Source organism: Actinoalloteichus caeruleus DSM 43889, assembly GCF_000429185.2.
Taxonomy (GTDB): domain Bacteria; phylum Actinomycetota; class Actinomycetes; order Mycobacteriales; family Pseudonocardiaceae; genus Actinoalloteichus_B; species Actinoalloteichus_B caeruleus.
Window position 1 is genome coordinate 4522950 of sequence record NZ_AUBJ02000001.1, and the last position, 25073, is coordinate 4548022.

Here is a 25073-nt window from a genome sequence, read left to right on the forward strand (position 1 = left end):
CGCTCGTGTGGAAGGACGAACGGTGACCGGACAGTACGAGCCGGAATCGCGCTCGGAGCCGAACTGGCAGGCGGCCGGTGGACACCCCGGCGGGGACGGTTCCGCCAGCGGGCCCTACTACGTGGAACAGACCCCGTCAGGTCCGCAGCCGGCCGGTTACCCCGATCCGTCGCGTTCGGGTCCGTACCAGGTCGATCCGTCGCGTTCGGGTCCGTACCAGGTTGACCCGTCGCGTTCGGGTCCGTACCAGGTTGACCCGTCGCGTTCGGGTCCGTACCAGGTTGACCCGTCGCGTTCGGGTCCGTACCAGGTCGATCCGTCGCGTTCGGGTCCGTACCAGGTCGATCCGTCGCGTTCGGGCCCCTACCAGGTTGACCCCGCGGTGTCCGGACCGCACCAGGCGCAGGACGGGGGAGCGGCGGGGCAGCCGCCCTACGGTTACTCCAACCCCCAGCACGGTCAGCAGCCGGCCGCTCCGCCGGCCGGGGGCCAGCAGCGGGACCTCGCCTCCTCACGGCTGCTGCGGCAGGCCAAGCGCCCGCCCCAGTCCGGGTGGCGGCGAGCCGTCTACCGGCTCAGCGGGCAGACCATCAACCTCGGCGAGAGCACGGACGACCGACGGCGGCGGGAACTGATCGCCCGGATCAACCAGCCACTCCAGGGTTGCTACAAGATCGCCATGCTCAGCCTGAAGGGTGGCGTCGGGAAGACGACCACGACCGCGACGCTCGGGTCCACCTTCTCCTCCCTCCGGGGGGACCGCGTGATCGCGGTGGACGCCAACCCCGACCGGGGCACCCTGAGCCAGAAGATCCCGCTGGAGACGACGGCCACCGTGCGCCACCTCCTCCGGGACGCCGAACGGATCCGGAAGTACAGCGACGTCCGCGCGTACACCTCGCAGGGCCCGAGCCGGTTGGAGGTGCTGGCGAGTGAACAGGACCCGGCCGTGTCGGAGGCGTTCAGCGAGGACGACTACCGACGCACCGTGGACCTGCTGGAGCTCTTCTACAACGTGGTCCTGACCGACTGCGGGACGGGGCTGATGCACTCGGCGATGCGGGGCGTGCTCGACGTCGCCGACTCCCTGGTCATCGTGTCGTCCGGTTCCATCGACGGGGCCAGGAGCGCGTCAGCGACCCTCGACTGGCTGGACGCGCACGGCTACCGCAACCTGGTCTCGCGCTCCATCGCCGTCATCAACTCGGTCCGGCCGAGCTCGGGCAAGGTGGACCTGGACAAGTTGACGCAACACTTCGAATCCCGCTGCCGGGCCGTCTGCCGGATCCCGTTCGACGGTCACCTGGAGGAGGGGGCGGAGATCGAACTGGACCGGCTCGGGCCGGACACCCGGCTGGGGCTGCTCGAACTCGCGGCGACCGTGGCGGACGGTTTCCCGCAGGCGGTCAGCCGGACGAGCTGAGCCCGCTGGGGCCGGGTGGCTACGCCACGCCGGCTCGGGGTCGCCCAGCTCGGTGACGGGTGGGGTCGCTGGCCGGCGGAACGGCCCGTGTGGTCGCTCCACCCGGCGTCCGGACGCCGCCGCCGGGCGCCCGCGCCGACGGGACGTCGGCGGCGGACCCCTCCGGCGTGGCCGGGCCGGTGTGTCAGGAACCCGAGGGGTTCTCGTTGTCGGGGTCGGAACGCTCCGACCGGCGTTGTTGCCGCCGGCGTTCCTCCCACTGCCGCTCGGCCAGTCGGCGCAGGAACTCCGGGTCGTCGTCAGGGGCCTTGGCCGTCTCCGGCCGTGGGGCGGCCCCTACCCGCTCCGGAGCGAACGCGCGCCACAGCAGCACCGCGACACTGATCACGCCGATAGCCGCGAGCAGGTACAGCACAGTCGCCACCTCCTTGTCCCTATGCGAGGTTAACCCGTTTCGAACTGTTCATGTTGAGCAGGGCTGGGGTGGCGGGTGCCCTGGGGCCGGGACCGGAGCCGGCCGAACGGCTGGCGGCGGCCCCTGGCCTGGGGCGGACGTGGTCAGCTCGCCGTCACCGGCGTGCTCGCCTCCCGGGTGAGCGTGGCGAGCAGGCTCTTCACCTCCGACTCCCGGAAGCGGCGGTGGCCTCCCGGCGTGCGGATGGAGCCGATCCGGCCCGCGGTGGCCCACCGGGTCACCGTCTTGGGGTCGACCCGGAACATGGTCGCCACCTCGCCGGGGGTGAGCAGTCGTTCCGGTGAGCGTTCCTCGGCCTGCTGGATGGACCCGGACACAAGCAGCCTCCTCGACTGTCGGGAAAACCGACGTACCGGTCGCATCGTGACACCTCACCCACCAGGTACTCGAACGCTTGTGAGTAGGTAAAGGGACAGTAAGGCACGAATCGCTCGCTTCGGACTCACGCCGACCTCCCGGGCCTGGTCACGCGGGGAAAACCGCTGGCGAGCGCCCCGCGCCGACGGTTCGTTGGGGGCCGAGCGCCTGTCCGGGACAATCGACGGTCATGGACGCTGTCGACCGGAGGATCATCGCCGCGCTGCGGATCAGCGGGCGTGCCACCTACGCGGATCTGGGACGTCAGGTGGGACTGTCCGCCTCCGCCGTGCACGAGCGGGTGGGCAAGCTGGAGGCGGCCGGGGTGATCACCGGGTACCACGCCGTCGTCGACCCGAGCACCGTCGGGCTCGGCGTGACCGCTCTCGTCGGGATCCACCCCACCAACGAGGGGGACGACGACCGGATCGCCGAGGCGCTGGCCGAGCTGCCCGAGGTGGAGTCGTGCTACGCCGTCGCGGGCGAGGAGGCCTTCGTCGTCAAGGTGCGGGTGGCGGCGATGGACGAGTTGGAGAAGAGCCTGGGGCGGCTTCGGCGCATCGAGGGGGTGGCCCGCACCCGGACGACGATCGTCCTCTCCACCCGCTTCGAGGGGCGGCCCAACACCCCCTCGGAGTTGGGTCCGGTGGAGGCCTGAGGCCGGGTTCGGCGTGCGGGGTCGTCCCGTCCGTGACGTGGCCGCGTAGGGTGCGTGGGTGGGTGGTGACGGCTCCGGCCGTCAGGCCCGTACCGCAGGACCCGGGTGAGGAGGATGCCGTGAGCACCGGTGGTCGACCCGTCGAGACTCCGTCGGTGTCCGAGGAGACCCCGCGGGGGGCGGAAGCCGCCCCGAGCGCGACCGACGAGCCGGTGGCCTGGATGGGACCCGTGCTGCTCTACACGGCCGCCCGAGTCGGCATCGTCCTGCTCTTCGCGCTGCTGCTCGGGCTGCTGGGGGTCCCCCTGCTCGTGGCGTTGCTCATCGCCCTGGTCTTCGGGATGGCGGTGTCGATGATCGCCTTCCGGGGACTGCGGTCCCGGATGGCGGACGCGTTGGCCGCGCGGTCCGGCCAGCGCAGGGCCAAGCGGGAACGCCTCCGGGCCGAGCTGCGCGGCGAACGCGCCGGTAGCTGACCGCGCCGTGCGCCGGAGCGCGGGATCCGCCGAGGCCCGCTGGCGTCAGCCCAGCGCGAGCGCCACTCCGGTGGCCACCGACCACACCAGCAACGCCAGCCCGGTGTCCCGGAGCACCCCGACCAGGGCTCGTCCGGTGCCGCCGCGCAGCACGATCCTGATCGGCAGGATCACCAGCAGGATCGCGACGAACCCGGCCAGCGCCGCCGAGTTGCGCAGACCGATCAGCGTCGTGATGAAGAACGGGATCGTCACCAGCGCCGCGTAGAGGAACCGGGTGTCCCGCGCGCCGAGCAGCACCGCCAGGGTTCGTTTCCCGACGTTGGCGTCGGTCTCGATGTCCCGCAGGTTGTTCGCGACCAGTACCGCGCTGGAGAAGCAACCGACGGCGACCGCGCAGCCGATGTCGATGCCGCTGATGCGTTCGGCCTGGAGGTAGACGGTCCCGAGCGTGGCGATGAGCCCGAAGAAGACGAAGACCGCCAGTTCGCCGAAGCCGGCGTAGCCGTACGGTCGCTTGCTGCCCGTGTAGAACCACGCTCCGGCGATGCAGAACAGGCCGAAGGGGATGAGCCACCACTGCTGGGTGAGCAGCGTGACCACCGCGCCCCCCAGCCCGCCCAGCGCGAGGCAGCCGACGGCGGCGAAGAGGACCTGCCGGGGTTTCGCCGCGCCCGAGCCGACCAGCCGCAGCGGGCCGGTCCGCACCGTGTCGGTGCCCCGGATCCCGTCGGAGTAGTCGTTCGCGTAGTTGACGCCCAGGATCAGCAGCAGGGCGATCCCCAGCGCGGCCAGCGCTCGCCACAGCACGAAACCGTCGACACCGTAGGCGGCGCCGCTCCCGACGATGATCGGGGCGACCGCGTTGGGCAGCGTGCGCGGACGCGCGCCCTCGATCCACTGCGCGAGTGTGGCCATGTGCCCATCCTCTGCTATCGCCGTTCCCGGTGAACCGCCGGCCAGGTCGTTCCCCGGCCGTGGACGCCGCGCCCGGCGCGGTGCCCGGTCGCCGAGGGCGGTCAGCCCTGCGGGGACGAGTAGGACCAGGCCTGCCCGCTGCTCCGGTACTGCTCGACGGGGATGGGTTGGGCGCGCTCCCCGAGGTAGTCCCGGCAGAGGACACCGTCGAGGTGGTCGATCTCGTGGGCCACGAGACGGGCGACGCCGCGCTCGAACACCGTGATCCGGCGCTCGCCGTTGAGGTCCTGGTGCGCCACGTGGATCATGAGCGGTCGGGGGACGAGGGAGCGGACGTCGAAGAAGCTGAGGCAGCCCTCGTACTGCTCGTCGGTGTCGTCACTCGCCTCGATCACGCGCGGGTTCAGCAGGGTGATGGGTTCGGAGCTGCCCGGCGGGCGGATGATCGCGGCCGCGCGTTCGATGCCCAGTTGCGGGGCGGCGACCCCCATGCCCTTGCCGAAGGTGTGGGCCCGGACCACCCGGTCCCCGGCGAGCCGCAGCTCGCTGATGACCCGCTGCGCGTCGGCCGCCTCCGAGGGCAGGTCGAACTCCCGCGCGGGCCGGCGGAGGACCGGATCACCTTCCTGCACGACCCCGAGCGAGGCCATGATCTGGCTCGGCTTCGGCGGGACGGGCTGCCGGCGCTCGTCGTTGCGGAAGTGCCATTCGAGCCGGTAGCGGGCGTGGAGGGGCGGATCGTCGGTTGACCACGAGTGGATACGGCGTCCGTCGCGTTCGTGGGTGTCGATCGCGGTCTGGAACGGCATCGACTCGGCGGTCATCGAGGTGTGCAGCCCCCACACCGAGGGGTCGAGCGCGGCGGGGAAGTCCAGGCTGATCGACAACCGGTGGGTGGGCAGCCGGACCGCGCGCCGGAACCAGTGCCCCCACTTGTCGTCGGGCACGCGGTAGGTGTACTCGATCCAGGTGCTCTGCCCCGGGTACAGCGGGAACCGGCCGGACTCGTTGGCGAACTGGAGCCAGACCTCCTTGAAGGCGTCCCGGTCGTGCTGCACGCTCCAGCGCATGGGCTCGTGGCGGCCCTCCCCGTGCCAGGCGCGCAGGCCCAGTTCCTCCCAGTCGAGGGGGTTGTCCCGGTAGAGGTCGTTGGACCGGCGCGGGTCGTCCGGGAACCGGTCGACCGAGATCCTGATCAGGTACCGCGTGATGGGGGCGTCACCGGTGTTGACGATCTTCCGGCGCATCGTCGCCGTGTAGAAGCCCTGCTCGTAGCGGAGTTCGGCGTGGTCGTGCTCGACCAGCAGCCCGGTGGCGGGTTCGATGACGGGGACGGGCGGGGGGCTCGGGGTGCGGGTCGCCCCGCCGCGTAACGCCTGCTGTTCGCGCCAGGCCCTGCGCAGGGCCCCGCCCGCGTTGAGCGCGCTGTCGGCCGCCCTGGCGAACTCGCGGGAGGCCTGTTCCCCACCGCTCTCGACCTTGGACACGTAGGACCTGCTGTAGTCCATCGCCTTGGCCAGCGCGGCCCGTGACAGGCCCCGGACGTCTCGCCAGCGGCGGAACTCGGCGATGAAGGCAGCCTGTTCCGGCCTGGTGTCGGTTCCGGGTTGAGCCTGGTCTGGCATGGATTCCACCAACCGTGAGTGTGCGTGAGTTCACCGTGAGGAGGCTCCCAGGCTACGGGAACACCCCGAGGCGCCGGTCTTCTTGTCTGGCACCTTCTACCGGCCGGACTAGGGGGTTTGACATGGACGAACGGTCGTCTCCCGCAAGCGGCGCAGCGGGTTGCGCCGATCGGAGTGCCGAGGACTGCCGAGTGCCGGACGGGATGGTGCCGGCCCCTCGGTTGGGGGACAGCGTCGTGAGTGGTGGGCTGCCGGTTCCGGCGAACGAGCTGGTTCCGGAGGACGGCCCGGACCGCTACCGCTGGTTCCACCGCGTGTACGGCTGGGATCTGGAGCGGGATGGCCGCGTCACCAACCAGGTGGAGATCAGCCCCCGGCGGCTGTTGGTCGTCCTCCGGCTCGGCTCGACGATGGTCGGCAGCTTCGGGCTCGACCGCCGGGGGGCCGAGCAGACCGCGCGGTGCCTGCGCTCCGGTACCCGGCTGGTGGTCCCCGTTCTGCACCGGGAGGCCAGCGGCTGCCAGCTCGTGGTCGAGCCCGACCCGCTGGGAGTGGTGCTGTTCCTCCTCGGCCGGGGCGCCCCGGGCTGGCGCATCCGCTTCACCGACACGGTCGGGCAGCTCGCCGACCTGTTGGAGGAGGGCGCCAGCCTGGTGTACCTGCGTCCGCCACCCGTCTAGCGGGCGTCCGCACCGACCGCGGTCCGACCGGGTCGCGGTGTCCCTGACCACGCCGACCTCATCGCCGTGAGGCGACTCCCTTCGCGCCGTCGCGGCCGGGAGGCGGCCACTCGGATGAAGAGGTCGTTTCGATGGGCAACACCAGCATCGGTGTTCGCATTCGTGAACTGCGGGGAAGGGTCCTCACCCAGCAGCAGCTCGCCGACCGGGCCGGAGTCTCGGTCGACCTCGTGCGCAAGCTCGAACAGGGCATCAGGCAGACCGCGTCCATCGGCAGTCTCCAGCGGATCGCGCGCGCGCTCGACGTCGACATCTCCGAACTGCTCGGGCGTCCGGCCGGCATCCCCTCCACCGATCCCGACGCCGGCATCGTCGCTGTCCGGCGCGTGCTCACCTCGGTGGACGACCTGCTCGACGACGGCGATCCCACACCCGGCGAGGCCAGCACGCTGGTGGACGCCAGGCGCATCGTCGAGTACGCGTGGGGCGCGTACTGGAGTGGCCGGTACGCGTTGTTGAGCGCGGTGCTGGCGCCGACCCTGCACCAGCTGCGGGCCACGGCACGGGCGGCGAACGAGGGCGAGCGGGCCGCCGCCGCCGAGCTGCTGGCCAGGGGGCTGTGGGTCACGGGCTGCTCCCTGGTGCACCTCGGCCAGCACGACGCGGCCTTCCTCGCCGTCCGGCAGGCGCTCGCCGCCGCCCAGGGCGGCTCCGACGAACTGCTGTCCGCGACGCTGCGCGGGTCGGTGGCCTGGCAGCTGCTCGGGCGCGGCCGGTACGAGGAGGCGCGGCGGCTCGCGGTGCGCACCGCGGAGGCCATCGAACCGCTCGGCGACGCGCCACCCACCCACCTGTCCGCCTTCGGCAGCCTCGTCCTCACCGCGGCCACCGCCGCCGCCCGGGACCAGCGGTCGGCGGAGGCGGCCCACCTGGTGGGGCAGGCCGACGCGGTCGCCCGCAGGATCGGCCACGACCGGCGGGACTACGAGACGTACTTCGGTCCCTCCCAGGTGGCCATGCAGCGGGTCGACGTCGCCGTGGTGACCGAGGACTACACGACGGCGCTCACGGTGGCCAGGAGGATGCCGAGGACCCCGTCGTTGCCATTGGCGTCCCGGGCGCGGCACCTGGCCGACCGCGCCCTCGCCCACGCCCGCCTCGGCCACCAGCAACAGGCCCTGGACATCCTGCTCAGCGCCGAGCGGATGGCCCCGGACTGGATGAGCCACCAGACGATGCCCCGCCGCATCGTCTCGGAGCTCCTCGCCAGGGAACGGCCCAGTCGGCTGCGGGGACTGGCGGAGCGGCTGGGGATCTTCGGCTAGTCCGGAGCCGCCGAACGGGCAGTAGGACAGCGCGTCCCAGGTGGTGCCGGCGCGGACACGTACCGTCCTCGGCAGGGGGACGTCGCCGCACAGCTGACGCCTCCCCGGCAGTCCACAGCGTGGAGAGAACGGAACCTGACCGGCGCGCGCCCGGCCCCTGCTCCGCAGCGGACCCGGAGCCGCACCCCTGGCGTGACGGAGTGCACCGTGATGAGTCCTCAGCTGCCCGACCACCCCGCCGAGGCCCCTGTCTGGACCCGCCGAATCGTCGGCTGGGACGAACACGACCGGGGGCCGGTCCCCGTCACCCTGGAACTCGGCCCCAACCAGCTCCTGCTGTTGCTCAGACTGGGGGACGCCACCGGCGGAACGGTCGGGTTCGAGGTCGGGCAGGCCCGCAGGGCGACCTCGGCCATCCAGCGGCGCGCGCCCGTCGTGGTGACCGTCCTCCACCCCGAGGCCGTGGTGGCGAGCCTGCTGGTGGAGCCCGCCACGAACGGGGTCATCCTCACCCTCGTGGGCGAGGGCACGGCTCGACGCCGCGTCCGTTTCCACGGGAGGTCGGCCGACAGGCTGGCCTCGCTGCTGGCCGCCGGGGTCGGCCTGCTGGCCATGCCCGTATCGTCACCCTCCGTGTCCGACTGCTGAGCGGGTTCCCGGCCCCGGCTCCCCTGCGCGGAGCCGGGGCCGGGGCTACCGTCGACCTCATGGTGTCGTGACGGGCGCCTCCGTACCGTTTTCCTGGTGACTACCAGGAGTAGTGGATGAACCTCGCGCAGGACACGGCCGGCGCCGAACTCGACGGGCTCGCCGGTTGGGCCGTCAACCTCATGGAGACCCTGGGCGGCCCCGGGGCGGCGCTGATCGTCGGCCTCGACAACCTCTTCCCCCCGATCCCCAGCGAGCTGGTGCTGCCCCTGGCCGGGTTCACCGCCAGCCAGGGCACGATGAGCCTGCCTGGCGCGTTGTTCTGGACGACGCTCGGCTCCGTCGTGGGAGCGGTCATCACCTACCTCGTCGGGGCGGCCCTCGGGCCGGAGCGCACCAGAGCGCTGGTGACCCGGATCCCCCTGTTCAAGGTCTCGGACTTCGACAGGACCGAGGCCTGGTTCGTCCGCCACGGAGCGAAGGCCGTCTTCTTCGGCCGGATGATCCCGATCTTCCGCAGCCTCATCTCCGTGCCGGCCGGTATCCAACGCATGCCGATGGTGTCGTTCATCGCCCTCACCACGGCGGGCAGCCTGATCTGGAACACCATCTTCGTGCTCGCCGGCTACCAGCTGGGCGAGAACTGGCACCTGGTGGAGGACTACGCGGGGATCTTCCAGCGCGTCGTCATCGTGGCCGTGGCCGCCGCGGTCATCTTCTTCGTCGTCACCCGGGTACGGGCCGCGCGACGAGCGGGGGAGCCCGAGGGGGAGCGGCCGGGCGAGGAGCGGGACGCGCCCACCGGGCGGTTCGCCGAGGTCGAGGCCCCCACGGACCAACTACCGAGGATCGTCGGGCCCCCCGTCCGTCCCCGGCCCGCCCCGCCGTCACCGGACCCGGGGGCGGGTGACACCCGACCCAGGCGGTTCTCCCCGGCCCCGGGCCAGCGGGGGCACGGCGGGACGGGACCCGTCGCGGGTCGGGCGCCCGGACCGCTGCCCCGTCCGCCGCGCCGGACCCACCCGCCGAGGAACCAGCCAGGACCGCCGCCCCCGCCGGGCGCGGGGTGAGCGGCGGGGGCCGACCCGCGGTGGCGGGCCGGGGCTCGGCCGAGGGCGGTGGAGGTCCGGGGGGTCAGCGCCCGCCGAACAGCGCGACCACCGCCGCTCGGTCCACCTTGCCGGGGCCCCGCGACGGGAGTTCCGCGACCACCCGCACCACCTTGGGTGTCGCCGCGGCTCCCAACTGGTCCCGAACGGCGGCTCGGAGTTCGGCCGGGTCGGGTGGCGCGGCCGTCGGCTCCCCCACCACCACGGCGACGACGGCCTGACCCCACTCCGCGTCCGGGAGCCCGACGACGCACGCCTCCCGAACCGACTCGACGGCCGTCAGGGCGCGCTCGACCAGCACCGGGGCGATCTTGAGGCCGCCGCTGTTGATGAGGTCGTCGTGGCGCCCGATGATCTCCAGCGTTCCCTCCCCGTCGTGGCGACCGAGATCCCCCGTGCGGAACCACCCGTCCCGGAACGCGGCCGAGGTGGCGTCGGGGTCCAGGCGGTAACCGGCGGCCAGCACCGGGCCAGCCAGCTCGACGACACCAACCCCGTCCCCGGTCACCAGGTCGGCGGGGGACGTCCGGGGATCGTCGGCGAGGCGGAACCGCACGCCGGGTAGGGGCCGGCCGTCGTAGACGCAGCCCCCGGCCGTCTCACTCATCCCGTAGGTCGTAACCACCGGGACTCCCGCCGCCCTCGCCCGGGCCAACAAGGCGGGCGGGCAGGCCGCGCCGCCGAGCAGCACCGCGTCGAACCGGGCGAGGGCGCGGACCGCGTCCCCGCCCTCGGACAGCACGCGGCTGAGCTGGGTGGGCACCAGCGCGGTGTAGTGGCGGCCCTCCCTGGCGAGCGCCCGTCCGGCGGCCTCGGCGAACTCCACCGGGCGGAAGCCGCCCCGGCCGGCCATCACCACCGGCTCGGCGGAGGCGAGCAGGGAACGCACCAGCACCTGGACCCCGGCGATGTGCGTGGCGGGCAGGGCGAGCAACCAGGTCCCCCCACCACCCAGCCGCGCGTGCGTGGCCTCGGCCGAACTCCGCAACGCGGACGCGGTCAGGCGAACCCCCTTGGGGAGGCCGGTCGACCCCGAGGTGGGGACGACCAAGGCCGTGTCGTCCTCCACGGGCTCCGCCGGCAGCAACGCCGCCGCCAGCCGCGTCACCTCCGGGGCCGGCCCGCTCGGAAGCGGCAACACCGCGCTCCGGCCGGCCAGCGCCCGATCCAGCTCGGCGAGCAGCGCCGGCACCGCGTCGACGCGGTCAGCGCCCCGCACCACGACCAGCCGCCGGCGGTCGGTCCCCTCGTTCGTGTCCATCTGCCCGATCCTCGCCCATCCGGTGCCCGACGCGGCGACGGTAGCCCCGGGCGGCGGGGCCGGTGCCCCCGGACCGGTGAGACACCGTTCACGCGACCGGCCGTCTCCGACCCGGACGCGGCGGGAACGGCCCCCCGTGAGCGATGGCGGCTCCACGTCGGTCGCTGCCCGTGACCGATTCACGGCAACGCCGTGGTGTGGGGCCGCTTCGGGAATAGTTAGCCTGAGCGGGTGACGTCCACCGATCCCGCACACTCCTCGATCGAGCTGGCCTGCGAGTGGCAGCAGCTCGGCGACTACCAGGACATCCGTTATGAGATCGCCGAGGGCATAGCGAAGATCACCATCAACCGCCCCCGGGTCCGCAACGCGTTCCGACCCCAGACGCTCTTCGAGCTGTCGGACGCGTTCAACCGGGCCAGGGACGACGACGAGGTGGGGGTCATCATCCTCACCGGTCAGGGCGATCTGGCGTTCTGCTCCGGCGGAGACCAGCGCATCCGCGGCGACGACGGCTACCTCGGCGACGACGAGGTGGCCCGCAGGGGGATCGGGCGGCTCAACGTCCTGGACCTCCAGGTCCAGATCCGCCGCCTCCCCAAACCCGTGATCGCGATGGTGGCCGGTTACGCCATCGGCGGGGGCCACGTGCTGCACATCGTCTGCGACCTCACCATCGCCGCCGACAACGCCCGTTTCGGCCAGACGGGACCCCAGGTCGGCTCCTTCGACGGCGGTTACGGCTCCGGCTTGCTGGCCAGGATCGTCGGCCAGAAGAAGTCCCGCGAGATCTGGTACCTGTGCCGCCAGTACGGAGCCCAGGAGGCCCTCGACATGGGGCTGGTCAACACGGTGGTGCCGCTGGTCGACCTCGAGCGCGAGACCGTCGACTGGGCCAGGCGGATGCTCCAGCACTCCCCACTGGCGTTGCGGATGCTCAAGGCCTCCCACAACGCGGCCGACGACGGACTGGCCGGCGTCCAGCAGCTCGCCGGTGACTCCACGCTGCTCTTCTACATGACGGAGGAGGCCCAGGAGGGTCGCGACGCCTACCGCGAGAAGCGCAAGCCCGACTTCGGCCGGTTCCCCAAACGTCCATGAATCCCTCGACGGCGCAAGCCACGGTCATCGTCGACGAGCTGATCCGCAACGGGATGCGGCACGTCGTCCTGTGCCCCGGCTCCAGGAACGCCCCGCTGGCCTACGCGCTGCACGACGCGGCCGAGGCGGGGCGGGTCGCGTTGCACGTGCGGGTGGACGAACGTTCCGCGGCCTTCCTCGCGCTGGGCATCAGCAAGGGGTTGGGCGCCCGCCACAGCCGCACGGGCTTCGCGGCCGTGGTGTGCACCTCCGGAACCGCCGCCGGGAACATGCAGCCGGCGATGATGGAGGCGTACCACGCGGGCGAGCCGCTGCTCGTCGTCACCGCGGACCGGCCACCGGAGCTGTTGGGCACCGGGGCGAACCAGACGACCCTGCAACACGGCCTGTTCGGGCCGCTGGTCAGCACCACGGCCTTCCCCCTGGCCGAACGGCGCGCCGGGCGGAACGCGGTGTGGCGCAGCCTGCTGTGCCGCGCCGCCGTACCCCTGCACGCCGGGCGCCCGGCGCACCTCAACATCCCGTTCCGGGAACCTCTGGTCCCGCACCGCCCGGAGCGGGACCAGCCGGACTGGCCGGACTCGCTGGCCGGGCGCCCGGACGGCGGCGCCTGGACGGTCACCCTGGCTCCCCAGAGCGCGCAGGGAGCCGACGGGGGCGCGGCGTTGGCAGGTCTCTCCCCCCGGACCCTGGTCGTCGCGGGGGAGGGGCCGGTCGGCGCCCTCGACGGCGTCGCAGCCCTGGCGAAACGGGTGAACTGGCCCCTGCTGGCGGAACCGTCCGCCAACGCGGGGCTGGCCCCCACGCTGGTCAGGCACGGCATGCTGCTGCTGAACTCCGGAGCGCTCCCGGAGCGGCTCATGCCGGATGCCGTGCTCGTCGTCGGACGACCAACCCTCAGCCGGGGCGTCCAACGGTTGCTGCGCGGCGCCGGCACGGTCCACATGGTCGCCGACCCGGAGAACTGGCCGGACCCGCAGTACGTGGCGCGGCGGGTCCACCCGGGGCTGGACGACACCGACCTGGACAGCCCCGCCGGCCACGAACTCGTCTCGCACGCCGACCCCGACTGGTTCGCCGCCTGGCGGGAGGCGGACGCGGCGACCGCCGCCGCCGTCGACGGATTCCTGGCGGCCGAGGAGTGGCCGACCGGCCTGCACGTGGCCAGGGAGCTCATGGACACGGCTGGACCCGAGTCGGTCGTCTTCCTCGGCTCCTCGAACCCGATCCGCGACGTGGACCTCGTCGCGGGGGGCGGGCAGCGGACACGCACCCTGGCCAACCGGGGGCTCGCCGGTATCGACGGCGCCGTCTCCACCGCCGCCGGCGCGGTGCTCGGAGCGGCCAGCCGGGACGACGGCGCGACGAGCGGCTACGCGTTGCTGGGGGACCTGACCTTCCTCCACGACGTCAACGGTCTGCTGATCGGGCCGGCGGAACGACGACCCGACCTGACCCTGGTGGTCGTCAACGACGACGGTGGCGGGATCTTCGAACTGCTCGAACAGGGCGAGCCCGACTCCCGGCACGGTTTCGAGCGGGTGTTCGGAACACCGCACGGCGCTGACCTCGGCGCACTCTGCGCCGGGTACGGCGTCCCCCACACGAGGGCGCGCGACCGCGAGGAGTTCGCGGCCGCCCTGGCGACGGTGCGCGGACTCCGCGTGGTGGAGGTGCGGGTCGACCGGGGCCGGCTCCGCGACCTCCACGACCGGCTGCGGGCGGCCGTGCGCCGAGCGCTCCCCGAGAGGTGAGGATCCGGCCGGTCCGCGCCCCGAGACGTGGTCCGTCCGGGGCCGACGTGTCCGGCCGGGCGGCGGCACCGCCGACTAGACTTCGCTGCCGTGCCCGAGAAGCGTGACGCACCCCGCGGAGCGAGGTGGGGCGGGTTGTCCCGACCCCGCAGGTGGTCGGTGGTCGGTCTGGCGGTGACCGGGCTGCTCGGCACCCTGCTGGGTTCGCTGCTGGTCCTCGGAGCGTGGAGCAACGACCGGAACATCGACCAGAACCTGGGGGAGACCACGGCCGAGGTGCTCTCCGTGTCCGGTTTCCGCACGCTCGTGCGCTACCACGCCAGCGACGGCGCGGTCCACAGCCCGGCCACCGGAGTGCTCTACCCGGACGGCCTCGAACGCGGGAACCTCGTCCGGGTCGAGTACGACCAGGAGAACCCGGACCTCGTCCGGGTGGCCGGGCGGGGGTTCGGGCTCGGGGTGGTGCCCGTGGTGGGAGTGGTCACCGGGCTGTGGATCGTCCTGTGCCTGCTGATCTGGTGGCTGCGCCGCCCGATGCGGGCGGCGGCCGCCCCTGCCTGACCCCGTGTTCCTCAGCCCGTCGCCGCGAGCGGGGTCCGCTCGACCGGCTGGGGCCGGTGCGGGAGCAGGCGGTCGGCTGCCAGCCGCAGGGCCTCCCCCAACTCGTCCACCCGGGAGTCCGCCAGGACTACGGTCACCGGACTCCCGGTGACCACCACGTCGAGCACCGTCACCGGGGCGTGGCGCCACCGGTTCGTGCTGATCGACAGCGCCGCGGTCACCGCGCCGTGGTGGGAGGCCACCGCGCACCCGTCCGTCCGACTGCGCAGCCGCCCGGCGGCGAACCGGGCCTGCCCGTGGTCCAACGCGAGCTCGACCTGGCGGTCCCCGGACTCCGGCCACGCCGCCACGGTCACGATCACGAGGCTCCGCGCCGCGTCGGTCGCCACCCGGCACCGCACCGGGTAGCCGCGCAGCACGTCACGTGACTCCAGTACGAAGGGCAGCCCCACGTGGTGGTCCTGACGCGGACGGTGTGGACGGGTGGTGGCGTTCTCGCTCATGACAAGTCCCCCGACTGGTGAGCGTGGCTGATGAGGACCGGCGCCGCCGGTCGCCGCACTGTACGGGACGTTGTCACAGCCGGTGTTACATCGGTCACTCTCGGTGCGAGGGGTGGAACCTCACCCGGAGGCAGGTCAGCTCCGCGCTGGCGCGGGGAGCCCGGGCCAGGAGGTCGTCGAGCAGTTCGCACGCCCTCGCGTCGTGCCTGGTGCGGGTGGGGGCCGCGCGTTCGGCGAGTCGGAGGCAGCGGATGGCGTCGGCGTCCCGGCAACCGCCGGCCTGCCCCCAGGCCAACGCCTGGTCCAGGTGGTGCGCACCGAGGCGTTCCGGCGAGCCGAGGGCACCGGGGTCGACCCCCGACCGCCGGAACCGTTCGGCCGCGGCCGGCCCGTCGCCAGCCTCCGCCTCGGTGGCCAGCCGCCAGAGGGCGACGTTCGTCGGCCCCCAGTGCAGGCGGAGGAAGCCGCCCTCGCCCGTGCGCGCGGCCAGTGCCGCCGCCTCCTCGAGGTGCTCGGCCCCGGTGCCGCCGGTCCTGGCCTCGTGCAGGCCGGCCGCCAGGTGCACCATCCCGTACGCCTGGGCGACGCTGGTGTCCTCGGCCGTCGGGTCGGCCCTGGCCGCCACCTCGTCCACGGTCCGCTCCAGCAGCGCCCGTACCCGCCGGTGCGCGCCGAGCCGTTCGAGCGCGGTGCCGTACTGCCAGGCCGCGAAGGCGAGGTAGGCCGGCTCCTCCAGCCGCCGCGCGGCCCGGTAGCAGCGTCGGGCCGCCTCGCCGGCGAGTTCGGGGTGACCGAGGTTCCTGGTCAGGCTGAAGGCGACGTAGCAGGCCAACGCCAGGCCGCGCAGCGCCTGCCGCCGTTCCTCGTCCCGCCCGTGGGCGGCGACGACGTGCAGTTCGGTGAGCAACGGCGCCAGGCCGGCAGCCGAGGCCCCGTAGCGGGCGGCGTCCCGGTGCCTGTTGGCGCGGTGCGCCGAGGCGAGCAGTTCGGTGACCGGTCGGGTCTCCTGGTCGGGCGCGTCGTCGAGGTCGCAGCCGTAGAGGGCCGCGGTGATGGCCGGTAGGAGCGACAGCGCCGCCGTGCCGGAGGGATCGGCGGACGGGTGGGGTTCGCCGGTGAGGTCGACGGTGGAGCAGGACAGCGCCGAGGCGAGGGCGGTGAGGAGACCGCTCCTGTCGAACCGGCGTTGACCCGACTCCAACAGCGCCAGGTACGGCCTGCTGATCCCGGCCCGCCTGGCGACGGCTTCCTGGGTGAGCCCCCGGCGGCGCCGGGTCACGCGCACGCGGTGTCCGATCTGGACCGGGTCGGCGCTCTCGACCATCTGGCCACCCCCGGGTCGTCCGCCGTGGACGGCGCCCAGTCTAGGGCGGGCCACCCCCCGCGAGCGGGTGAAAGAGCTGCTCGCGAGGGTGGTCCGGCCAGTCCGACGGCGTCAGCCCAGCCAGAGGTGCCGGAGGGAGAACACCGAGAGCTCGGCGCGCAGCCGGCGGGAGAAGGGGAGCGGATCCCCGTACTCGCTGCCGTCCGAGCCGTTGGAGCCGACCTCCTTGAGGACGTGGTTGACCTGGGGGAGCCGGGTGTACCGGAGGGTCCCGGCGGGACGGTCGTCCAGCGCCGAGCGGACCTCGTCGACCATGGAGCAGGGGACCTGGATGTCGGAACCGGCGCAGGCCAGCAGCACGGGCACCTCGGCGGGGACCTCCCCGGCCAGCTCCCTGGGGTCGTGGTGGTCGGCGGTGACGAGGAAGCGGAGGCTGCTCGGGTGGAAGATGCCGAGGTAGTAGAACTCGGCGGGCATCCAGGGCGGTATCTCGCCCGTTTCGCGGATGGCCTCGACGGTGTCGTCGAGGGCGTCGAGCAGCGGCTCCACCCGGGACTCGGGGATCAGGCCCCGCCCAGGCCACTCCGGGATCTGCTCACGCAACTGGAGCTGGATGGTGGTGAGGTAGGGCAGGCTGGCGGGGGCGAGCAGCGCGAGCGAGGAGACCGAGGGCGCGGTCTCCTCCTGACCGTTCGCCAGCACCAGCGCGATCAGGCCCCCCTCGCTGTGCCCGACCACCATGAGCCGGTCGGGATCGACACCGGGCTGGTCGGCGAGGAACCCGAGGGCGTCGGCGGCGTGTTCGACGAACAGGTCGAACTCGAGCGAGGCCGGGTCGAGGTCGGGGTCGGCACCTGTCTCACCACTGCCGAACTTGTCGTACCGGAGGGTGGCGACCCCGCTGCCGGACAGCGTGTCCGCGACGGACAGCAGTGTGTTGGCCTCCAGGCCCGGCTGGTTCCCGTCGCGGTCGGTGGGACCGCTGCCGGGGATCAACAGCGCCGCTGGTCCCGGCCGGTCGGGGTTCTCGGGAAGCCGGAGGCTCCCGTGCAGGGTGGTGCCGTCCCTGGCGTCGACGGTGACGGACTGGTCGGGACCGATGGTGCCGGTCCGGCCGATCGCGGTGCTCTCGGTGGCGTGGGCCGTCACCGCGGGTGCCAGGCCGATCGCGGTGGCGAGGAGCGGCACGAGCGCTCGACGGCTCGCCACGCTCCTCGATGACCCGAAGTGGGGACGCCACTGGCGGCCCTCGGGCCGGGTCCGCCGCGCCGCGGAAGATCCAAGCACGCTCTTTCCCCCTGTCGTCGTGTCGCGGCTGGTCCGCCGACGAATAAAGAGATATCACATTTTTCTGGGGTTGGCGAGGGCCGCGGAGGAGGGGTGGTCGCCCGGCGCGGGGTGGGACCCGCGTTCCCGTCGGAGATCCGAGAAGGGGGTAGGTTGCCTCCGATCAAAGGTGATATCGGTCATGTCATTGGAGTCACACTGCGCCGTGTGACGCTTTCGTGAAGCTTTGTGGTCGGGGTCTCGAAAACGGCTGATGGCCAAGGCTCCCTGTGGTGCCTCCCACACCGTGGTCGCCGTCTCCGGCGGTCGGGGACGTTTCGGGGGCCGAATGGTTGCCTCGGTTCGGAGCCCGGTTTTCGGCAGTGGTGCCGGAGTCGCGGATTCGTCGGTACCGGGTCACTCGCTCCCGTTGGTGAGGTGGTCGACGTCCGGTTCGCGGCGCGGGCCAGGGCCAGCGGTGGTGGGAGTCGGGGCAGGTCGGGAGGCCTCCCGGGTGGGCATCTCGCGGGTCTGGAGGCGTCCTCCCACTGCCGGCGGCCACATCCGATCCGGACGTCCCGAATGCCGCGCCAAGGGGGGAGCGGAGATGACCGAGTCTTCTCCTCCGCGACCGGTCCCCGAGTTCCGAGGCGGTGTTTGGGAATTCCTCAGGAGTTCCTGGAATTCGGCACGTGTCCGATTGGTGGGACGTTCCGGAAACCGTTCCTTCGCCAAGGTGGACGAGGAGATGAATTGTCGGGGGTGGTCGTGGGGAAAGGTGACCGTTCTTCGGCGGCCGTGCCCACCGAAGAACGGCGGGCGGGAAATGGGGGACTTCGGAGGAATGGTTCTCCCGTATCCCGCCCGACTTCGAGCCGTGTGAACCGGCGGGGTCGGGCGGGCCGGCTGTCACCGACCGTGTCCGGTGGGCGCGGGGTGGCACGTACCCTGTCCTCGTGCCGAGGGCTGGACTGGACAAGCAACCGCGAGACGTCGCCGAGATGTTCGACGGCGTCGCTCAGCACTACGACCGGACCAACACGGTCCTGGCGTTCGGCATGGACCGGCGCTGGCGGAACCTGATGGTCCGCGCCCTGGACCCGCGCCCTGGCGAGCGCATCCTGGACCTCGCCGCCGGCACCGGCGTCTCGACGGCCCAACTGGCCAGGTCAGGTGCTTTCACGGTCGCCGCTGACTTCTCCATCGGGATGCTGCGCCGTGGTCAGTTCCGCCGGCTCCCGATGGTCGCGGCCGACGCCCTGCGCCTCCCCTTCGCCGACGCGGCGTTCGACGGTGCCACCATCTCGTTCGGCCTGCGCAACGTGGCCGACACCGACCAGGCGTTGCGGGAGCTGGCCAGGGTCGTGCGTCCGGGAGGGCGGCTGGTGATCTGCGAGTTCTCCACGCCCACCTGGCGCCCCTTCCGGGTGGTGTACCAGAACTACCTGATCCGGGCGTTGCCCAGGATCGCCCGCCTCGTGTCCTCCAACCCCGACGCCTACGTCTACCTCTCGGAGTCCATCCGGGACTGGCCTGACCAGCGGGCGCTCGCGGAGCGGGTGGCGGAGGCCGGCTGGGACGACGTGGCCTGGCGCAACAGCGTCGGTGGCGCGGTGGCCCTGCACCGGGCGGTCCGCCCCTCCTGACGCCGAGGAGGCGCTCCGGCGCGCCTGGGTGGGCACCGGTCGGCGCGGGCTCGGTACGTAGCCGTGCGAGGCATTGACCTAGACTCGGGTTCCAGTTAGTGAATTGATTCACAAGGAGCGAGTCGTGACCCAGCAGCCCCACAGCCGCGAGACCACCGGGCCCACAGCCGAGGCCGCAGCGGGGGCGGTCCCGCTCCGACGCCGACCGGAGGAGGACGCCGACGTCATCGTCGTCGGGGCCGGTCCGGCCGGTTCCGCCGTCGCGACCCACCTGGCCAGGGCGGGCCTCGACGTGCTGATGCTGGAGAAGAGCACCTTCCCCCGGGAGAAGGTGTGCGGCGACGGCCTGACGCCGCGCGGTGTCAAGGAGCTCATCGACCTCGGGGTGGACACCCGCGAGGAGGCTGGCTGGTTGCACAACCGGGGCCTCCGGGTCGTGGGCGGCGGCGTGCGGATGGAACTCGCCTGGCCGGAGCTGGCCAGCTACCCGCCCTACGGGGTCGTGCGCCCGAGGCAGGACTTCGACGACATGTTGGCCAGGCACGCCCAGGCGGCCGGAGCTCGGCTCAACCAGGCCACCACGGTGGTGTCGGCGATCACCGACGACCGCACCGGCCGAGTGGTCGGTGTCCGCGCCAAGGTGGGGCGGGAACGCACCGAGGTCAGCTACCGCGCACCCCTGACCATCGCCTGCGATGGCGTGTCGGCGCGGCTCGCGCTCTCGGTGGGGTTGGAGAAGCGCGACGACCGCCCGATGGGCGTCGCCGTGCGGCGCTACTACACCAGCCCCCGCACCACCGACGACTACCTGGAGTCCCACCTGGAGCTGTGGGACCGGAGCGACCCGGCGAACCCTCGGCTGCTGCCGGGCTACGGGTGGCTGTTCGGGATGGGTGACGGCACGGTCAACGCCGGCCTGGGCATCCTGTCCACGTCGAAGGCCTACGGGCGCACCGACTACCGGGCCCTGATGCGGTCCTGGCTCGACGGGACCCCGGAGGAGTGGGGATTCCGGGAGGACAACGCGGTCGGCAAGGTGGGTGGCGCCGCCCTCCCGATGGGCTTCAACCGGGTGCCCCACTACCGCGACGGCCTGCTGCTCGTCGGGGACGCCGGGGGCATGGTCAACCCGTTCAACGGTGAGGGCATCGCCTACGCGATGCAGTCCGCGAAGCTCGCCGCCGACTGCGTCGTCCACGCGCTCTCCCGCCCCACGCCGGCCTCCCGCGAGCACGCCCTCTCCCGCTACCCCGTCGCCCTGCGGCAGCAGCTGGGCGGCTACTACCGCCTCGGCAACATCTTCAGCAAGTTGATCGGCAACCCCGTGATCATGCGCACGGCCACCAAGTACGGCCTGCCGATCGAGACGCTGATGCGCCTGGTCCTCAAGCTGCTCGCCGGCCTGTACGACCCCAAGGACGGCGACGCCTTCGACCGGATGATCAGCGCGGCGGTCCGGATGAGCCCGAGCGCCTGACCGCCGGGGGAGGTCCGTGCCTCCCGCCTGCTCCGTTCGGCCCAGTGCGAACCCGAGGAGCGCGGCGTCGGCCGGGGAGTGTCGCGGAGAACACAGTCCCGGCTGCCGCCAGGGCTCCGACCTCGACCGACGCTGGTGGTGGTCACGCATCGTGCTGGCCGGAACCGGTCCGGGTCCTCCCGCCCCGTGGGTGTCGGGACGTGCTGGTCCGTCGCGCTGACGGGCCCGGACCGTCGAGGCGTTTCTCCTGATCACGGAGCTGGCAGGTCGTGGGCGCCCCGTCGGGCGCCCGCCACGTGGCGGGTGGCTCCGACGAGGCGGGCGGGCCGTTTCCGGCCCGCCCGCGCGGGGTGACCCCCGCCGGCGGGGGGAGGTACCGAACACGCTCTGTTGGTTGAAAGGGGCAGTAATTGCGTCTTTACTGCCTTCCGCGGGTGGTTACGGTCCTGGCGGAAGTCCGGCGGGCGCCGGTCTCACTCGGGAGAGTGATGCCGGGAGGGACTACTTAGGCTCGCCTAAGAAGTTTTTGTGAAATAGCCACCCTTAGGGTTCGTTCGGGCGGCGGCTCTGCCGCCGGGAGTGGCGAGGATGAAAGGACGGCGACGTGTTGGAGTCCTACCTCCCCCTCGTGTTGCTGTTCGTACTGGCAACCGGGTTCGCGGTGTTCTCGGTCTCGGTCGCGCCGCTTGTTGGTCCCCGCCGGTACAACAGGGCCAAGCTCGACGCCTACGAGTGCGGGATCGAACCCTCGCCGGTGCCGGTCGCCGGCGGCGGTCGAATTCCGGTCAAGTTCTACCTGACCGGAATGCTGTTCATCCTGTTCGACGTCGAGGTCGTCTTCATGTACCCCTACGCCGTCGCCGCCGGCGGGCTGGGGGTCTTCGGGCTGGTGGCCGTCGGGGTCTTCCTGCTCGCCGTGACCATCGCCTTCGTCTACGAATGGCGCCTCGGCGGCTTGGACTGGGACTAGGTCGGCGAGCGGGGAGGACACGCGAGAGTCATGGGACTGGAAGAGAAGCTGCCGAGCGGGGTCCTGCTGACCACCGTCGAGAAGCTGGTCAACTGGAGCCGGAAGACGTCGATGTGGCCGGCCACCTTCGGGCTGGCCTGCTGCGCCATCGAGATGATGACCTCCGGTGGGGCGCGCTACGACATCGCCAGGTTCGGGATGGAGCGGTTCAGCGCCACACCGAGGCAGGCCGACCTGATGATCGTCGCGGGGCGGGTGAGCCAGAAGATGGCGCCGGTGCTGCGCCAGATCTACGACCAGATGCCCGAGCCGCGCTGGGTGCTGGCGATGGGCGTGTGCTCCTCCTCGGGCGGCATGTTCAACAACTACGCGATCGTGCAGGGCGTCGACCACGTCGTGCCGGTGGACATGTACCTGCCTGGCTGTCCGCCCCGGCCCGAGGCGCTGCTCGACGCCATCCTGAAGCTGCACGCCAAGGTCATGGACGAGCCGCTCGGTCCGAAGCGCGCCGCCGCGCTCGCCGAGAGCGGGCACCGCACCGAGCTGATCCCGTCGTCCGTCCGCTACGCGAAGAAGAAGTGAGCGGTGGTTTGCCGTGAGCGATGACGAGACCGACCGCAAGATCCCGGTCAGGGGACCGCTCGCCGGGGAGTCCCCGCCGAGCGCCGCCGAACTGTCACCCCAGGAGGAGGCTGAGCACGAGGCCCGGGGTGGCGTCGTGGCCGGCAGGTCGCGGCAGGGCATGTTCGGTGTCCGGGGCTCGGGTGACACCAGCGGGTACGGCGGGCTCCGACTTCCCGCCCACGTCCCGCAGCCGGCCCAACGCCCCTACGGCGACTGGTTCGACGACTTCACCGACGACCTCCTCGCGGCGATGGAGGACAACGGGATCCCGGCGGAGGCCATCCAACAGGTCACCGTCGACCGGGGTGAGATCACCTACTACGTCCGGCGCGAGGACCTGCTCCCGCTGTGCCGGGTGCTGCGCGACGACGCCTCGCTCCGGTTCGAACTGTGCAGCTCGGTGTCCGGAGTGGACTACGGGCCCGAGGTCCCGCAGCGGCTGCACTCCGTCTACCACCTGACCTCGATGACCTTCCGGCGCCGCATCCGGCTGGAGGTCACGCTCGAGGTCGACGACCCGCACGTGCCGAGCGTGGTGGAGGTGTACCCCACCGCCGACTGGCAGGAGCGCGAGACCTGGGACATGTTCGGCATCGTCTACGACGGACACCCGGCGCTGACGCGGATCCTGATGCCCGACGACTGGGACGGTCACCCGCAGCGCAAGGACTACCCGCTCGGCGGGATTCCGGTGGAGTACAAGGGCGCCGAGATACCGCCGCCTGATCAGCGGAGGGCGTACTCATGAGTCACGAACGGCTTGCCGACGTCACGACCGGCACCGACACCGCCGTGGGCGAGGGGCGGGACCCCTACGCCGCCGAGCGACGCACCACCGAGGGACCGGTCTACACGGTCACGGGCGGCGACTGGGACGAGCTGCCCAGCGCCCCGGGGCACGACGAGCGCATCGTCATCAACATGGGCCCGCAGCACCCCTCGACCCACGGTGTCCTGCGGCTCGTCCTCGAACTGGAGGGCGAGACCGTCACCCAGTCCCGGTTGGTGATCGGGTACCTGCACACCGGGATCGAGAAGAACACCGAGTACCGGACCTGGACCCAGGCCGTCACGTTCATCACGCGGATGGACTACCTGGCGCCGCTGCACAACGAGACCGCCTACTGCATGGCGGTCGAGAAGCTGCTGGGCACCGAGGCACCGCGCCGGGCGCAGATCATCAGGGTGCTGCTCATGGAGCTGAACCGCATCAGCTCCCACCTGGTCTTCCTCGCGACCGGCGGCATGGAGCTCGGCTCCACGACCGGCATGGTCTTCGGGTTCCGGGAGCGTGAGGAGGTCCTGCACCTGCTCGAGTTCCTGACCGGGCTGCGGATGAACCACGCCTTCGTCCGGCCCGGTGGCGTCGCGCAGGACCTGCCCATCGGCTACGGCGAGAAGATCCGCGACTTCCTCAAGGTCATGCGCGGGCGTGTCCCGGACTACCACCGCATGTTCACCGGCCAGCCCATCTGGCAGCGCCGCCTCAAGGGGGTCGGCCACCTGCCGCTGGACGGCGCGATCGCGCTCGGTGCGACCGGCCCGATCCTGCGGTCCGCCGGACTGGCCTGGGACCTGCGGAAGATCCAGCCGTACTGCGGCTACGAGGAGTACGACTTCGAGGTCCCCACCTCCTACGACGCCGACTGCTTCGCCCGCTACCTGCTGCGGGTCGAGGAGATCGACCAGTCGTTGGGGATCGTCGAGCAGACCCTGGCCAAGCTCGCCGAGACCGAGGGTGACCCGGTCATGGTCGAGGACGGCAAGATCGCCTGGCCGGCCAAGCTCAGCATCGGCCCCGACGGGCTCGGGAACTCCCTCGAACACGTGCGCAAGATCATGGGCCAGTCGATGGAGTCCCTCATCCACCACTTCAAACTGGTCACCGAGGGCTTCGACGTGCCTCCCGGCCAGGTCTACGTCCCCGTCGAATCGCCTCGTGGCGAACTCGGCTACCACGTCGTGTCCGACGGCGGTACCCGACCGCTGCGGGTGCACGTGCGCGAACCCAGCTTCGTGAACCTCCAGTCAATGCCAGCGATGACCGAGGGCGGCCTGGTGGCCGACGTGATCGCCTCGGTCGCCTCCATCGACCCGGTCATGGGTGGTGTGGACCGATGACGATCCAGCACGACAAGCCCGGAACGCCCCAGGGCCCGTCCGGACCCGAGCCGACGGGCTCCCCGTTCGACGAGCTGACCGACGAGCGGGCCCGCCAGCTCGTCGCCCGGTACCCGGTCGCCCGGTCCGCCCTGCTCCCGCTGCTGCACCTGGTGCAGTCGGTGGAAGGGCACGTCAGCCAGGCGGGCATCGAGTTCTGCGCCCGCCACCTCGACCTCAGCGCGGCCGAGGTGAGCGCCGTCGCCACCTTCTACACGATGTACAAGCGGAAGCCGTGCGGCGAGCACCTCGTCAGCGTCTGCACCAACACGCTGTGCGCGGCCCTTGGCGGCGACGACATCTACGCCCGCCTGCGCGGCGAACTGGGCGTCGGCCACGAGGAGACAGCCGGGGAACCCGGCACCCCGGGTTCGGTGACCCTCGAACACGCGGAGTGCCTCGCGGCCTGCGACCTCGGCCCGGTCCTCCAGGTCAACTACGAGTACTTCGACAACCAGACGCCCGACTCGGCCAGCGAGCTGGTGTCCAGGCTCCGCGCCGGGGAGCGACCGGAGCCGACCCGGGGAGCGCCCCTCACGGACTTCCGCCAGGCGGAGCTCCAACTGGCCGGCTTCTTCGAGGGCCGGGACAGCGACGTGGAGGCACCGTCCACCGCCCCCGAGACGGTGCGCGGCGCCCGGATCGCGGCCGAGAAGGGCTGGACCGCCCCGGCGATGCCGGACGAGGCGGAGCTGCCCCCGGTTCCGGAGAAGAAGTAGGGGAGTGGACGGA

24 protein-coding genes and 1 pseudogene are annotated in these 25073 nt (G+C 72.1%); 17 read left to right on the top strand and 8 right to left on the bottom strand.

Going from position 1 to position 25073, the window contains the following annotated elements; translation table 11 throughout:
* The first annotated feature begins 22 nt into the window (after positions 1-22).
* Positions 23-1423 carry a MinD/ParA family ATP-binding protein gene (locus tag G443_RS18105; protein WP_372492989.1) on the top strand — a complete coding sequence of 467 codons (1401 nt, stop codon included), beginning with the start codon at positions 23-25 and terminating at the stop codon, positions 1421-1423.
* Positions 1424-1607: 184 nt separating this feature from the next.
* Here G443_RS18105 and G443_RS18110 read toward each other — a convergent pair whose 3' ends face one another.
* Positions 1608-1847, bottom strand: coding sequence for a hypothetical protein (locus G443_RS18110; protein WP_372492990.1), 240 nt, complete (start codon positions 1845-1847; stop codon positions 1608-1610).
* Between the two features lie 134 nt (positions 1848-1981).
* Positions 1982-2215 (bottom strand): BldC family transcriptional regulator, encoded by a 234-nt coding sequence (locus tag G443_RS18115; protein ID WP_016698350.1) that lies wholly within the window; start codon positions 2213-2215, stop codon positions 1982-1984.
* A gap of 230 nt (positions 2216-2445) precedes the next feature.
* Here G443_RS18115 and G443_RS18120 point away from each other — a divergent pair, with 230 nt between their 5' ends.
* Together G443_RS18120 and G443_RS18125 are read left to right on the top strand one after the other, a co-directional pair.
* Positions 2446-2913, top strand: a complete 468-nt coding sequence (locus G443_RS18120) for an Lrp/AsnC family transcriptional regulator (RefSeq protein ID WP_026419583.1) — start codon at positions 2446-2448, stop codon at positions 2911-2913.
* A 119-nt stretch (positions 2914-3032) separates the two neighbouring features.
* On the top strand, positions 3033-3389 hold the full coding sequence (locus tag G443_RS18125; RefSeq protein ID WP_245588864.1) for a DUF4229 domain-containing protein: 357 nt from the start codon (positions 3033-3035) through the stop codon (positions 3387-3389).
* A 45-nt stretch (positions 3390-3434) separates the two neighbouring features.
* Here the strand turns inward: G443_RS18125 and G443_RS18130 are convergent, their stop codons facing one another.
* Together G443_RS18130 and G443_RS18135 are read right to left on the bottom strand one after the other, a co-directional pair.
* Entirely contained in the window at positions 3435-4307 is an 873-nt protein-coding gene (locus tag G443_RS18130; protein ID WP_026419581.1) for a 1,4-dihydroxy-2-naphthoate polyprenyltransferase, read from the bottom strand.
* Between the two features lie 101 nt (positions 4308-4408).
* A complete protein-coding gene (locus G443_RS18135) occupies positions 4409-5932 on the bottom strand; it encodes a peptide deformylase (protein WP_026419580.1) in 1524 nt (507 codons plus the stop codon).
* Positions 5933-6168: 236 nt separating this feature from the next.
* Between G443_RS18135 and G443_RS18140 the strand changes: the two genes are divergently transcribed.
* The 4 genes and pseudogenes from G443_RS18140 to G443_RS18155 all read left to right on the top strand — a co-directional run.
* Positions 6169-6612: a hypothetical protein gene (locus tag G443_RS18140; protein ID WP_155886201.1), complete on the top strand. Its 444-nt coding sequence runs from the start codon at positions 6169-6171 to the stop codon at positions 6610-6612.
* 131 nt (positions 6613-6743) lie between these two features.
* Positions 6744-7937, top strand: coding sequence for a helix-turn-helix domain-containing protein (locus tag G443_RS18145; RefSeq protein WP_026419578.1), 1194 nt, complete (start codon positions 6744-6746; stop codon positions 7935-7937).
* A 210-nt stretch (positions 7938-8147) separates the two neighbouring features.
* On the top strand, positions 8148-8585 hold the full coding sequence (locus G443_RS18150; protein ID WP_155886200.1) for a hypothetical protein: 438 nt from the start codon (positions 8148-8150) through the stop codon (positions 8583-8585).
* A gap of 116 nt (positions 8586-8701) precedes the next feature.
* Positions 8702-9340 (top strand): annotated as a pseudogene (locus G443_RS18155) (DedA family protein); the annotation flags it as partial.
* Between the two features lie 379 nt (positions 9341-9719).
* Here the strand turns inward: G443_RS18155 and menE are convergent.
* On the bottom strand, positions 9720-10955 hold the full coding sequence (gene menE, locus G443_RS18160) for an o-succinylbenzoate--CoA ligase (RefSeq protein ID WP_035292510.1): 1236 nt from the start codon (positions 10953-10955) through the stop codon (positions 9720-9722).
* 231 nt (positions 10956-11186) lie between these two features.
* Between menE and menB the strand changes: the two genes are divergently transcribed.
* From menB to G443_RS18175, 3 genes are all read left to right on the top strand, one after another.
* Entirely contained in the window at positions 11187-12056 is an 870-nt protein-coding gene (gene menB, locus G443_RS18165) for a 1,4-dihydroxy-2-naphthoyl-CoA synthase (protein WP_081715548.1), read from the top strand.
* Positions 12053-13810, top strand: coding sequence for a 2-succinyl-5-enolpyruvyl-6-hydroxy-3-cyclohexene-1-carboxylic-acid synthase (menD, locus tag G443_RS18170; protein WP_026419574.1), 1758 nt, complete (start codon positions 12053-12055; stop codon positions 13808-13810). Before menB ends, menD begins: the two co-directional genes overlap by 4 nt.
* A gap of 90 nt (positions 13811-13900) precedes the next feature.
* Positions 13901-14371 (top strand): DUF3592 domain-containing protein, encoded by a 471-nt coding sequence (locus G443_RS18175; RefSeq protein ID WP_245588863.1) that lies wholly within the window; start codon positions 13901-13903, stop codon positions 14369-14371.
* An 11-nt stretch (positions 14372-14382) separates the two neighbouring features.
* Here the strand turns inward: G443_RS18175 and G443_RS18180 are convergent, their stop codons facing one another.
* From G443_RS18180 to G443_RS18190, 3 genes are all read right to left on the bottom strand, one after another.
* On the bottom strand, positions 14383-14874 hold the full coding sequence (locus G443_RS18180) for a hypothetical protein (protein ID WP_026419573.1): 492 nt from the start codon (positions 14872-14874) through the stop codon (positions 14383-14385).
* Between the two features lie 94 nt (positions 14875-14968).
* On the bottom strand, positions 14969-16198 hold the full coding sequence (locus G443_RS18185; RefSeq protein WP_026419572.1) for a helix-turn-helix domain-containing protein: 1230 nt from the start codon (positions 16196-16198) through the stop codon (positions 14969-14971).
* 111 nt (positions 16199-16309) lie between these two features.
* A complete protein-coding gene (locus tag G443_RS18190) occupies positions 16310-17407 on the bottom strand; it encodes an alpha/beta hydrolase family protein (protein WP_162147321.1) in 1098 nt (365 codons plus the stop codon).
* Positions 17408-18420: 1013 nt separating this feature from the next.
* Between G443_RS18190 and G443_RS18195 the strand changes: the two genes are divergently transcribed.
* The 7 genes from G443_RS18195 to nuoE all read left to right on the top strand — a co-directional run bounded on the left by G443_RS18195 (position 18421) and on the right by nuoE (position 25060).
* Positions 18421-19110 carry a demethylmenaquinone methyltransferase gene (locus tag G443_RS18195; protein ID WP_081715546.1) on the top strand — a complete coding sequence of 230 codons (690 nt, stop codon included), beginning with the start codon at positions 18421-18423 and terminating at the stop codon, positions 19108-19110.
* Between the two features lie 226 nt (positions 19111-19336).
* Complete coding sequence (locus G443_RS18200; RefSeq protein WP_026419570.1) at positions 19337-20587, top strand: geranylgeranyl reductase family protein; 1251 nt, start codon at positions 19337-19339, stop codon at positions 20585-20587.
* 604 nt (positions 20588-21191) lie between these two features.
* Positions 21192-21557, top strand: a complete 366-nt coding sequence (locus G443_RS18205) for an NADH-quinone oxidoreductase subunit A (RefSeq protein ID WP_026419569.1) — start codon at positions 21192-21194, stop codon at positions 21555-21557.
* A 30-nt stretch (positions 21558-21587) separates the two neighbouring features.
* On the top strand, positions 21588-22139 hold the full coding sequence (locus G443_RS18210; protein ID WP_016698904.1) for a NuoB/complex I 20 kDa subunit family protein: 552 nt from the start codon (positions 21588-21590) through the stop codon (positions 22137-22139).
* 91 nt (positions 22140-22230) lie between these two features.
* Entirely contained in the window at positions 22231-22929 is a 699-nt protein-coding gene (locus G443_RS18215; RefSeq protein WP_245588885.1) for an NADH-quinone oxidoreductase subunit C, read from the top strand.
* Positions 22926-24302: an NADH-quinone oxidoreductase subunit D gene (locus G443_RS18220; RefSeq protein ID WP_026419567.1), complete on the top strand. Its 1377-nt coding sequence runs from the start codon at positions 22926-22928 to the stop codon at positions 24300-24302. Before G443_RS18215 ends, G443_RS18220 begins: the two co-directional genes overlap by 4 nt.
* Positions 24299-25060, top strand: coding sequence for an NADH-quinone oxidoreductase subunit NuoE (gene nuoE / locus G443_RS18225; protein ID WP_026419566.1), 762 nt, complete (start codon positions 24299-24301; stop codon positions 25058-25060). Before G443_RS18220 ends, nuoE begins: the two co-directional genes overlap by 4 nt.
* The last annotated feature ends 13 nt before the right edge of the window (positions 25061-25073 follow it).